Annotated in this window: 12 protein-coding genes; 1 reads left to right on the forward strand and 11 read right to left on the reverse strand. The window is 38.1% G+C overall.

Features of this window, described 5'->3' with window-relative positions; all coding sequences use genetic code 11:
- Positions 1-317 precede the first annotated feature (317 nt).
- The 8 genes from ACHEVO_RS01655 to ACHEVO_RS01690 form a co-directional block, all read right to left on the reverse strand.
- Positions 318-3,458, reverse strand: a complete 3,141-nt coding sequence (locus tag ACHEVO_RS01655) for a site-specific integrase (RefSeq protein WP_394123666.1) — start codon at positions 3,456-3,458, stop codon at positions 318-320.
- On the reverse strand, positions 3,455-5,695 hold the full coding sequence (locus ACHEVO_RS01660) for a hypothetical protein (RefSeq protein WP_394123667.1): 2,241 nt from the start codon (positions 5,693-5,695) through the stop codon (positions 3,455-3,457). Before ACHEVO_RS01660 ends, ACHEVO_RS01655 begins: the two co-directional genes overlap by 4 nt.
- Positions 5,679-6,230, reverse strand: coding sequence for a hypothetical protein (locus ACHEVO_RS01665; protein ID WP_394123668.1), 552 nt, complete (start codon positions 6,228-6,230; stop codon positions 5,679-5,681). Before ACHEVO_RS01665 ends, ACHEVO_RS01660 begins: the two co-directional genes overlap by 17 nt.
- A gap of 728 nt (positions 6,231-6,958) precedes the next feature.
- Positions 6,959-7,111 carry a hypothetical protein gene (locus ACHEVO_RS01670; RefSeq protein WP_394123669.1) on the reverse strand — a complete coding sequence of 51 codons (153 nt, stop codon included), beginning with the start codon at positions 7,109-7,111 and terminating at the stop codon, positions 6,959-6,961.
- Complete coding sequence (locus tag ACHEVO_RS01675; RefSeq protein ID WP_341609462.1) at positions 7,089-7,313, reverse strand: hypothetical protein; 225 nt, start codon at positions 7,311-7,313, stop codon at positions 7,089-7,091. Before ACHEVO_RS01675 ends, ACHEVO_RS01670 begins: the two co-directional genes overlap by 23 nt.
- 95 nt (positions 7,314-7,408) lie before the next feature.
- Positions 7,409-7,822 carry an Imm44 family immunity protein gene (locus ACHEVO_RS01680; protein WP_394123670.1) on the reverse strand — a complete coding sequence of 138 codons (414 nt, stop codon included), beginning with the start codon at positions 7,820-7,822 and terminating at the stop codon, positions 7,409-7,411.
- Between the two features lies 1 nt (position 7,823).
- The gene (locus ACHEVO_RS01685; RefSeq protein ID WP_341609464.1) at positions 7,824-8,270 is read right to left on the reverse strand and encodes a hypothetical protein; all 447 of its coding nucleotides are present in this window, start codon (positions 8,268-8,270) and stop codon (positions 7,824-7,826) included.
- Positions 8,271-8,281: 11 nt separating this feature from the next.
- On the reverse strand, positions 8,282-8,776 hold the full coding sequence (locus ACHEVO_RS01690; protein ID WP_394123671.1) for a hypothetical protein: 495 nt from the start codon (positions 8,774-8,776) through the stop codon (positions 8,282-8,284).
- Positions 8,777-9,102: 326 nt separating this feature from the next.
- Here ACHEVO_RS01690 and ACHEVO_RS01695 point away from each other — a divergent pair, with 326 nt between their 5' ends.
- Complete coding sequence (locus tag ACHEVO_RS01695; RefSeq protein ID WP_101205288.1) at positions 9,103-9,414, forward strand: DUF1244 domain-containing protein; 312 nt, start codon at positions 9,103-9,105, stop codon at positions 9,412-9,414.
- Between the two features lie 87 nt (positions 9,415-9,501).
- Here ACHEVO_RS01695 and ACHEVO_RS01700 read toward each other — a convergent pair whose 3' ends face one another.
- From ACHEVO_RS01700 to ACHEVO_RS01710, 3 genes are all read right to left on the reverse strand, one after another.
- The gene (locus ACHEVO_RS01700; RefSeq protein ID WP_394123672.1) at positions 9,502-9,945 is read right to left on the reverse strand and encodes an SRPBCC family protein; all 444 of its coding nucleotides are present in this window, start codon (positions 9,943-9,945) and stop codon (positions 9,502-9,504) included.
- Positions 9,946-10,026: 81 nt separating this feature from the next.
- Positions 10,027-11,031: a 23S rRNA pseudouridine(2604) synthase RluF gene (gene rluF / locus ACHEVO_RS01705; RefSeq protein ID WP_394123673.1), complete on the reverse strand. Its 1,005-nt coding sequence runs from the start codon at positions 11,029-11,031 to the stop codon at positions 10,027-10,029.
- Between the two features lie 312 nt (positions 11,032-11,343).
- Complete coding sequence (locus ACHEVO_RS01710) at positions 11,344-12,048, reverse strand: hypothetical protein (RefSeq protein WP_394123674.1); 705 nt, start codon at positions 12,046-12,048, stop codon at positions 11,344-11,346.
- Positions 12,049-12,299: the final 251 nt, after the last annotated feature.

Consider the following 12,299-nt stretch of genomic DNA (forward strand, 5'->3'; position numbering starts at 1 on the left):
GCTCATTCAACTCATCTCTTGTGGTTTCAAAGATGGGTTGTAGCTCTAAAAAGTTAGCATTTTTAAAGCACAGCACATCTTATATATAGTCGCTTTTTGGTTGCATCATATTAAATTAAATCTACCTCTAATATGACTCAATCAGTATCACTAACACCTCTCCCAAAAATTTCAAGACGCCAGAAGACTCATAAGCTTTTGCATCAGTAGAAGAACTTTTTATTTTTCTGATAATTCTAACTTCAACCCCTGCACCATTCTGGTTCGTTGAGCTATGACTCCTGCCGTCAAATCCGTACATATAAAATTGAGAGCTATCAATCAGTCAAACCATCTACGATGAGCAAAAAATGCAAAACATAACTCATCAAAGCAGAAGATAATTTTGCCTTACCCTTTTTCTGTAGCGGACTAATAAGTGCTAATGAATAACCGTTGTAAGTGTCTAAATAAATTAGGTCACCTTCGAATTCAGGCATGTCCTTTTCAAACTCTTCTATTTTTTTGAGCTTAGCTGATTTATCAACAACAGAGCGATATACATTTTTATTCTTCTCAGCGAGATAAAGCTCTGACTTAAGGCAGCTGATATTAACACGCCAATGCTTACTTGGTAGTATCTGACACATAGTACTTAAGTATTTATAAAAATTCTTTTTTTGCTTAAAAGTAAAACGAATTTCACTTTTAGAGCTATTAACCTTCTCATAAAATACTTGAAGCATCTCTTTCACCTTACGCCGACCCTCCTTATCCTCATATAATTTTTCAAGATTATCAAAGCATAAGTTCACTAAGGCTTGCTCTTCATGGTAATGCAGCGGTGTTGGCGCTAGTAAAATATGGTCAGAGCGTTGTTTACGTTTTTTAGAGACCAGTTTATGGTTTAGGTTACCCTCAGTATCTTTGACCAGGCTCAATGCTCGCTCATAAATCATCAACGCATCATCGTACCTAAAGTTTAAAATACTGGCCTCTCCTAACGTTTGACCGTCTTCAATGTCCCATAGAAGCTTTTCTATCATTTCACGGCTATATCTACCAAACACTGCTGAATAATGCTTTTTATCCTTATCGACAATGCTGCTGCTAGTTGACTGAGGCGCTTTTACTTTATCAGTAAACATTAACCTTTTACACTCAATCTTACGATTCACATATTGTCTAATGTTACTGAGACTGACAGCGTCATCTCTACTCTCCAAGGCGTATTTATTGTGCTGCTTTAAGTCCATACGACTGGTGCCAATCAACTTATTAACAACATCCAAAGGCAGGGTCAATTTGGCCTGTTGCAATTGATGACTTGCGATGATATCAGCGGTATGGATATATGAGCTAAAGGTTGTTGATAAATCGGCATGACCGGCAAACTCCATTAGTGCGTCCCAGTAATTTGTCGAGACACTGCGCACCCTACCTAAAAAATGAGTTTTAATATCATAGATTTTTACTTCATCATAATCTGTGAACTGCATGACAAGCATTGGGCTACATCTAAGTATAAGCGCCATATTTGATATCGCATTATGACGAAAGCTGTGCGGAGTAATGTCGTGATAAGCAGTATTTTCTAGTATACGTTTTAGTGGCTGCTCAATACTATAACGAGACATAACAGAGGACTGATACGCTAAAGTAAATAAGTAACGAGAAGACTGTCGCTTTTTTAAGTGAAAGAACCTTTTAAAATCTTCTAGCTCTTCTGACAAAAGTAATACTGATAAATATATTCGCCGTGTGCCGTCATCTGATTTCAAGTCTCGATGCGCGTTAGGGCGAACAATAACGTTATATTCAGTAAAGCTTTGATTGTCATATTCGATATCTGTAACTTGTAGTCCCAAAATCTCACTGATACGCATGCCAGTACGGTATAACAGTATTATTACAATACTAAGCGCTTGTTTATAGTACTCACTCAGCACTTGTTGCTCAGCGATACAATCAAGAATAGTATGATAAACTTTCTGAGGAACTAGGTAGCTCGACACTATTTGTGCATCACCGCCTCCTACGATGTCAATTTCAGGCGCTTGAGTATGCTTTTTTAAAGAACCATGCAGTGAGCAAATAACTGTTTTTGTATATCCTAATTTATTTGGGTTCTTTTCTACAATAATTTCGTTATATATATAGTGATAGTCATGTTTTGACCATTGCAAAAAGTCAGCAGTGCGTGTCCCCGCAATAAATCCATTCCCGATCTCGGACAAATACCGCTTTAAAGTATTAATTTTTCTTCCATTAATACACAGATCCAACATCCATCTAACCAGTCGTTGTTGATTAGGATATAGGTTTTGGGTTAGTAGACTTACTAGCTGTGGTTGAACCTGTTTTTTAGCGTTATTAAGTATCGTGCGTATCTCTTTAACTGCATCAGACCTGAACCGTTCGACTTTGACAGCATCAAGTGCGTTATCACCATTGTTACTAGTACTAGGCCCGATCATTAATTTACTAACATGCTCATCAGACAGAACCACCTTGGGTGTTTTAATGCTCTGAAAATACCTCAGTAGTTGCGATGTTGATATTGATGTTTGCTTTTGCTGGCCTGTTAGCACCTGAACCAATTGAACGTCTAAATACACTTCTGGTAGCGTTTGCCAATAGATTGCAGTATGCCGTAAGTAGCTAGATCTATGGATGGACTTAACCGTGAATTTCTCTCCAATAAATTCCCCTAGTCTTTTTATCACTTGATGGTATTTAGGAAACTGGTTTTGCGCTTGATGCTGGCGTTGTAGTTTGAGCAGCCATAAGCGACTGATATCATCTATGATGATCAGGCGTGTGTGATACACCTTATCTAAATCATTTTCTGTAGTAACAAGCTCATTGCCATAGTTGGATGATAGTAGTCTGATCGGCATGACAAGCATCTCATCAGACATCTGATAAATAGGCTTTTTTTGTTCTAGATAGTCATAAATCTCTTGAAGTATCTTCTCATCGTTATATCCTGCAAAACTAATGAGTGAGAATAAAAACCAGCTGACGCTCTCAAGTAATGAAAAGGTATTTCTCTGCTGCCACTTATCAAATGCTTGTGCAACAACATTCTGGGCTTTAGTCAGATATAAAAACTCATCAAAATCATTGATGTTTTTCGGGCGCTGTGGACGTACAGCAATGATTGGCTTTGGTAATAACGACAGGTGTCTTTTTTTACGTGATTCATTAATGTTATCAAAAAAACGCATGCGTTCGAACAATGCAAATGGTAGTAGATGTACTGGCAAATTTTCCTCAATCTCTTTGTAGATTGATTCGTATAAATCGTAAATTTTCTCATCCGTTATCGCATCTGAGTACTGGTTTTCTTCAACAAAAACATCCCACGCGTTTTGACACAGCTCTTTAGTGTGCTGTAATGCCTGCTTGCGCTGATCCTGCGATTTTGCTGACCGTCTTAGATGACCGTATAGAATATCTTGCTGTGTCTTTGTCATAAAGCAACCTGCTGTAGCTTAAGTTTCACTGCCAGCTGGTGATAAGTATTTTTAGCAGCTAATATGTGCCCTATCGACAGTGCTGAGTTTCTTCTACACGCTTCTTGTCCTATCATTTCATGACCAAAGATCGCTAAGATGACTGCTTCATCTAACCCATATTCATGTAAAAACCTTTGCCCAACGTGTCGTGTCCAGTCTATTTTAAAGCGAAATTTCTCACCCAATTCTTGACTAACAATAGCTGGCCGCAAGGAATGAAAGCTCCCTTTTTTATCTATAAAATTTAATAGTGGGCGCTCAGACGCCAGAATTTTATTAACTTCAATACTGAAGTTAGGATTTAAGCGTCCATAACGTTTAGTAAAGTTTCCCAAGTAACGTAAGAAATTTTGAATACCTTCTGTTAAAAATGAGCAAATAGGTACCCTTCGCTGACTATTACCTGTTACCCTTTCCTCTTTATCAGAAATCCAAGCGATACCTGCTTGCAGGTTTATTTGTTTTAAATAACCTGGTGCGCCTTCCACTGCTCTTACTGAGGTTAGTAAAAGGGACACATGCCATAACCATAAGTTGTAAAAATTGAATTTTTCTCTATAATTTGTGGTGGTTACTACCTTTTGATAAAGATAATTAATGAATAGACTTACTATCGGATAGTCAGGGCTGTTTTGACTACCAATAGCATCATCACTAAGGACTACCTTGGATAAATATTCAACGACGCTGGATTTATTTTTGTGGCAGCGGTCTGTTAGAATTTGAATCGCATTGTGATAGACCTCTTTCACTTTCTTAATATCGTGCGAGCTATACCAAGTATCAGCTCTTTTTCTGCTGTTACGTGAGGTAATGATAATAGCTAGTTGAGTACTACCAACTTCATAAATGATAATGGTGTACAGCGACTTTTCAATTCTAACCAAACTAATAACTGGCAGCTCTAAAGTTACTCGTAGATCAGCAATGATCTCATTAATCAAGGCTGAATCCGGATAACCTTTATAGGTTAAAAAGATGCCCAATGCCTCAGGTATTGGTAGCTTGAACTGTGTCAATCGGTTAGCAATAACTGACTCTATTCCTGTCGTTCTAATGCGTAGTGGCGTGATATCTAGATTAATGATAAATTCGTACTTTGCTTTACGAGCACTAATATCAATGATTTCTTTATAATTATTATTAATATCATTAGCCAATCTAGCGACTGAATGACCCGTGTATAGAGAAAGCAGCAAATAAGCTATAGCTCGTTTTTTGTCCCTATCAGCTTCACTGTCATTATAGTCATCGAACCACTGCCACAATTTAAATGCTATATTTTTAATAGCAGTTAACGGTAACTGACGGATATTGCTACTCACAAACCTCTCATTTTTATTTGCATGCGCAAATTTCGCTCGCGTTCTTCGATAAATCTGATTACTTGAGAACTTCTCGGTCTCTTTTAGAGTTTTTTGCTCGATATAATTGAAATCAGGAATTGGATCATCTAATCGCTCACGATTAATATCATTACCACTCTCTGTTTTCTCAAAGCTTGTGATTGATACTAGCTCATCTGTATCATCATCTACATCCGTTTGCGTCACATACTCAATTTTTGGCTCATCAATTTTGCTCTGTTTAGTCTGTTTTCTGCCTAAGGAAGTGCGCGTTATGCTATCCCTATTGTTGAATGCGAAGTCAATAGTTCGATAAATTTTGATAAATGACTTGAGAGTAGGAGTATTATTGCTTTCTAGTTCGACTCGATAACTTTCAAACCTTTCATAGGTAGCCTGTAACGTATCAGCTTGTAGTGTCAAATAGCAATGCTTCCAAATACCGTAATTACCACTTGCTGGATTCATCCATTTTCTAGCTTCAGCCGTTGTCTCGCCAATACGTCTAGGTAAGTCATTTTGAGCAAAATAGATTAGTAAATGGCTCAATTTAGCGACCCATAACCATTCTTTACTTGGGTTACTAACATTAAATTCTGGTAGATGATAAGTACTAGCAATAAATGCTCGAGTAAAATTTTCGGGCTTAGTCAACTTACCTTTGTATGAGTCGTATATTTTTTTTAAACATGCTGAAGTCAAAAACTCTAATTGTTCAACCTCAATGGTGATGTCCATAAATTCATTTGAGACTAAATTGGCGACTGTTAAAAAGAAATTACTAAGATCATCGGTATAAACATCGTCAGTGGCTGGTATTAACTTTTTCACATTACTCACTGTCAGCATAGCGCACCTCATCAATTAATTCGGAGAATGAAGGGATTTCACTAGCGTACTGGTTATGCATGAGATTCACCTGATAATCATATTGATAACGCTCGATATTTTTAATATCTAAAATACGTTGTATAGTCAGAGAATTATCAAATAGCGCTCTTTGCACCTGAATAGGCATACTGTTTTTTATAGCATTGAAAATATTTGGATTAATAGGATCTAAGTTTATAAACTCGTTCATAAGACAAGACCAAGCGCGCCGCTCTATTTCGGCATTGGATAGAATTACTCTTCTAATAGATATCTCAGAGCTGTTCGTCAGAATACTTACCTCTCTAAATCCATCAAAAAACCTATACTGATCAGACTCATCGACGACTTCCAACAACAGCGTGTTACTTGAGACGAACTCATTAGTCTCAGCCTCAATTAACTCACAGAATATTTGGTACGGTTTGATGGCACATTCGTGCACTATCAATTCATCCAATGCGTTAATACTCTTGACGCTTCGTCTCATTGTCTTATTAGCTAGCTTTGCCATGATCATGTCCATATGTCAGTTGCATGTACCGTACAAAATCAATTATCGCCGATAGGGTAGATATGCTATAATTAATATTTGGTTGGTGTCATATTACCACAATACAACAGTGTCCATAAATATATATTATCCAAAAAATAACCTATATATAATAAATTTTATCTAATAATAAAAAACCCCAATCTCTTTAAAGTAAAAGGCTTAGGGTTAATATATGTTACAGTGGTTTTGGTCGGCGTCCTTGCCAAGGTTGGGGTTTCCCGCTCCAAATATGGCTTGAAAAAGCACTAAAAGCCTCACTCCTTAAATAGGAAGTGAGGCTTTTTTTTGTTTGTTTTTTGAGGGCTACTCCACTTAAGCTTATGTGTTACGACACTTACTCACAGACTCATTCGCTTATCTTTCAACTCTTCACAAAACCCGGTGTAAAGCTTATAAGTAATTAAATAACTTCTTCCTTTTGACAAACAGTAAAACATATCTTTTTTTAAGTAATATGCCATATCAGAATCATTCACATCTAAAAGATATAATTTATTAGACTGCTTAAAGTCAGTAATCCAGCTATTTGCAACTTTACTGTAATGAGACAGTTTTATCGAAATTTTTTCTAAACAATACAACGATGCCATGAATAAAAAGTTTTTAATATCACACCAAATGAGCTCGTTTAAAACTGGATTGCCTATTTCGTCAACTTCCTCACGGTAAATGATACCTGTGGACTGTTAGATACATAAAAGGCCTGATTTATTTTGACTGTCAGGGTTGCCATTCCCTCTATCAAATAGTCCCGCAGTAATGGCAGGTACAGCAAGCCCTGCCGTACCTGTAATAGCTGCAATAGCTTTCAAATTCTTAGGTAAGTTCCTTTTGCTCATCAATAATCTCAGTCCGACCCGCCTGAGTCAACACACGCGTATCAATACCCGTATCGACAGCCAGTCCACCTGTTTGCACATCTTTAATAGTTGTTTCAGTATTCAAGGCGTCACGGTTGACGCCTGCTAAGCTGTCCTTACCTGTGAGTGCGTCCCCTGTGACAATAGCGCCTTGGCCAACAGTGGCTTTGGTGAGAAACATAAAAAAAGCTACGATGCATGAAGTATCGTAGCTTTCTGATCTAATTGCGCTTAACTTTTATGTGTACGGCTCATCCCACACTACAATCAGTAATGTTAATGAGCGATTATCCAGCCATTTTTTAAAGCAACGCTTTGTGTATCTTGACGTAAGCTTTCAATGCCTGCTTCGTTTAATCCCTTTTCAAGTAATAAATCCAAACTACGCATGAGCATCTCGTAGATAAGCTGTTGCTGACGCTTGGCATCTCCATTGACAAACTCAGGATAGTCAATTTGTAGTTTAAAATCCATTTTTTTAGTCTTGGATGAGTATTTTATGACTTCACAATATCGCTCTTGATCTACTTTGTCTTTCATTAAAATTGCTATGCAGCGCCATTTATCTAAGTCAATATCATAGTCTTTATCGTTGATTTTTACGTTTATTTCATCTTCTACGAAGTTTCTTGCGGTTCTCATCTCATGACCAATATCACCACTATATTCCGAACTTATCCATAATTTCATGTTACCTACCTTTAAGCTCAGGGAGTGACAAAGTCATAAACTGCGTCATGCCATACTCAAAATCACGCTCTAACTTATCTTCATCTATGACTTCACCAAGTTCTATAGCTTTTTGTTTTAATAAATCAAAACAGGATCTGACCCCTTCGGCAATGTATGAGCGTAACTCTACATCGGTTTTATTCTGCCAGCGCTCTTGTGGAATGGTGAAATCAATAGTGTAAACATTCCTACTTGCTGACTTTTGTAGAAATTCTGCTCCTTCAGACTCAAAGTTTTGATGTTTACCACTAACTCTAAAAACAATGGATAGGAAGAGCAATGTTTTAAAATAATCACTTTCGTCCTGTTTCTGATAAAATATTTTGTTTAACAAAAGATGATAAGAACCTATTATTTTGTCAGCTTGAGTACTGCCACTTTGAGCACCAAATTGAATCATATACATTGTTATACTCCTTAATCGTCAGTATTGTTTTTTATATGTGGTGGTATATAGTTGGGGTCGTATTTAGGGTGAGAGGGATCGCGTTTGCCCGCCCATGACTCCTTATTATCTGGTCCTGGATGGCGTTCGGTTATATTACGCTCTATCTGGACAGCTTTATTTCGCGGACGCTCGCCGATTACTCTAATTCTTCCACCGTCAATTTCAGCATCTGTGTATCTAGTATTGGCATTTTGTGAAATGCCTGTTTTTAGGTAATTTCCCTCGGCATCATACTTTTGGTAAATTTCGGTAGGCTGGTTTCCTAAAGTATTACCATGCTCATTAGGCGAGTTGGTTGTCCGTTGAACCCCATTATCATCAATCACATAGTAACCACCACTGTCTCTTTTATAGATTTCATTACCACTATCATCAAACTTGCCCGTGTTGGTTACGTTACCCCCCTCCTGAGCCTGTGATACTACTACCGGAGTTATTAGTATATGCCCCTTCTTTCGCATCACCGATAGCGCCTCTTGGACCATTACCCATTCTTGGAGTCGAGAGTTCGAATCTTTTTTCCCACTACAAATACTTACAAAGCCTAAAAGTCAGCACCATGACCAAAACGTGACCATTTCGTGCCCAATCTTCAAAACTGAAGTCTCTTTTCAACTGTGAGAGTTATAGTACTATTAGAGTTGACTATCACTACAGTGCACTCTGATTAACGACTGACTGAGCCATTCATAAACTTTATAGATGTTGAGCCCATACAGGTTGCGCAATATTTATATCGTTAGTATCATTTCAGTTTTGAAATGACTCAATTATAACTAGGGAAAACCTTATGGCAAAATTAGAATCAAATATCGAATTAGAAGCCGCGGCATTTCGTCGCTTACTAGCTCATTTAGACGAACGTAAAGATGTACAAAATATTGAGCTAATGAACCTTGCCGACTTTTGTCGTAACTGTTTATCCAAATGGTATAAAGCGGCTGGTGAAGAGCGTGGTATTGAGATTGAATACGAGGATGCGCGCGAGCTTGTTTATGGTATGCCTTATGCTGAGTGGAAAGAGAAATATCAACAGAAAGCAACGCCAGAGCAGTTAGCGCGTTTTAACGAGATTGAAGCTGCTAAGAATAAAACGGATTAAAACTGATAGTGATGGCTCAAATAAAATAAGCCATCACTAGGGCATGTCCTAAATAATCATATCAAAAAATCCAACATTGCCGCTAATCTAGCGGCTTTCTATAGATTTGAGTATGCTACTAAACCCTATAGTTCCTTGTTTCTGCATTTGACGGTCAAATAGGCGACCGACTAATGGCAATGGTACAATCAATCGACCCTCAGATACCCAAGTGACGTGTGTGGTGCCATCGCCCAAGTCTTTTAAGTCAATGATACCTTTATCATGCTGCATTTTGATGGGTTTAGATTTTTCGATTTGGTATTGCATATGAGTAGGACGCTCAAACGCTGTAATCCGCTCCCAGAACTTAACAGGTCCCGTTTGAATGCTACGTAAAGCCCCGACGCCATTGCGCTCTTCGTTACCTTCGGCTACTAACTTAGCAACCCCCACCGCTTTAAATGAGCTATAACTGGCATGGTCACTCAGTGCTTCAAATACCTCATCAATCGGTTTTTTGACAATGCGCTCTACTTTTATTTTAAACATAATATTATCTCATTAAGATTAAAGTTATTTAGCTTACTGCCATTTTAAAAATAAATATAGCCGTCACATTGTGAAAAATTATTACCGTGAAGAGCCTCGTCCCTTTGAAGGACGCCTGCCATTGGTAGCAGGTTTGCCACTGCCTCCAGACTTACCATTACCCCCTGACGGCTTACCACGACCAGTAGAACGTCCATCCCTACCTTTAGAACCTGCTGGTTTTCTAGCATCATCTTTGGCGTATTTGTTACGCCCCTTCGCTACACCTGCCGATTTTGTAGATGGTTTTGACTTTGACGAAGCATCCGTACGAGGTTTTTTTCGTGGCGTATTGCGAGATTTCTTGTTTGAGTGATTGTCTTGCGAAGAAGAATCTTCTACAGATTTAAGCAACACAGACAGCTCTTTTGGGGTTAAGTCTCGCCAGTCACCAACAGGAAGCCCCTTAAGACTCACATTCATAATCCGCGTACGTTCAAGCTTGACGACTTCGTAGCCAAAGTGCTCACACATACGGCGAATTTGACGGTTTAAACCTTGTACGAGCGTGATGTTAAAGACATTAGGCGCTACTTTAGTCACTGGGCATTTTTTGGTCATCTTGCCAAGCATCGGCACACCGCCCGCCAAACCTTCGATAACATTATCTGTTAACGGCTTGTTTACTGTAACTAGATACTCTTTCTCGTGATTATTGCCAGCACGTAATACCTTATTGACCAAATCACCATTATTAGTCAAAAAGATCAAACCTTGAGAATCTTTGTCCAAACGGCCAATCGGAAAAATACGCAAACTATGTCGCACAAAATCGACAATATTATTTTTCTCAGAGCTTTCTGTGGTGCTCACAATGCCCACTGGCTTATTTAATGCAATAAAAATAAAATCATCAGGCTCCCGTGGCTCAATAGGCTGCCCGTTGACTTTTACTGCATCACCAGCAACCACTTGATCACCTACCGACGCACGTTTGCCATTGATGTATACATTACCTTGTTCAATAAAGCGGTCAGCGTCTCGCCTAGAGCAAATACCACTTTCGCTGATGTATTTATTTAAACGAGTCGAGGAAGCGTTGAACATAAAGCACCGTTTTACCTGATAAGAAGCGTTTTTTGCTAAAAAAAAAGCCTAAATTGAATGGATCAACAATAACGAAATAGCTTACATTATATAGGAAATCGACTGACCCTTTGAGGGGAGATGGGTAAAAACCTAGAAATGTATCGCGTCATGTAATTTTGGATGATGACGAAAGAACTTATTTATGAGGTTGTGAGTTTAAAAAGCCTCACCATTCATCATACGAGCAGTGAGGCTTTTTTCTAGTTTTTCAGCTATATAGTTTTTCAAATCTGTTCTTTTGCTGATTACTCTACTAACTTATCTTCCACACTACTCAGCATCATCCAACAGTTTATTAAGCTCGTCCACCATTGGATCGTCAATGATACTGCCTTCCACATAGCTGATTATCTCATCTACAGTCGTCAGATCCATTTCACGAATACCTAAACTGGCTAGTTGCGCATTAATAGTTTCTAAGCTGTCGTTATCTTCAGCGTCATCTAGCAAATCCTCTTCAAACCTACCTCTGACAAACCAGTACATTTTTTCTAGTACGGTTTCTTTTTTAGTCAAAGTAGAATAACCATCGCCATAAATGAATAGGTTGAAATGATAAGGTATTTCTACATCATTAATGAAGAAAGTACGTTGGCACTCTAATGTATAGGCTTGAATCTCTTCACTCTCAGTGCTTTCATCACTTTTATTCTCTTCATCATATTCAATCGCTTCTTCTATCAACTCACCTAATATTTGATAGTCGCCGACTTTGATTTTATGATTGTAAATGATAGCAGAGTCTGCGATTGCATCAAAAATAATGGCACTGACATCTAAGGTATGGTTGTCGATATCATAGAATGCTTTTAACGCTGGCAAAAACTCGGTCAGCTCTTCTTCTGGCACTTGAATGAGAAACTGCTGCTCGTATATTTTAATCATATCTTCAGGAGCATAAGTATTAGCAGTATTGGTCTCGTTTCTACCTGTTGGCTGCAAAGGTAAAAAATTATACGGGTTATGTTTGGTCATTCAGAACTGCCTTTTTGCTTAAGTTAAATTTATTAAATGTCTGTGTTGCTCAATCTCTAAGAGCCTTTGAACGTGCTACTATTTTTTTAGTACCGTAAGACTTTAGGATTTATAGGCGTATTGTCTCTTATTCAGGCAATTTTAGATAGACAGTTATAAATATACAAGTTCAATCACTCTGGTTTAGACAGGCAGTCAGAATAATACAGGCTAAAAAGACGATGCTAGCCAGCAGCGGCTTGGTATCGCCT

Source organism: Psychrobacter nivimaris (genome assembly GCF_043419765.1).
Classification (GTDB): Bacteria; Pseudomonadota; Gammaproteobacteria; order Pseudomonadales; family Moraxellaceae; genus Psychrobacter.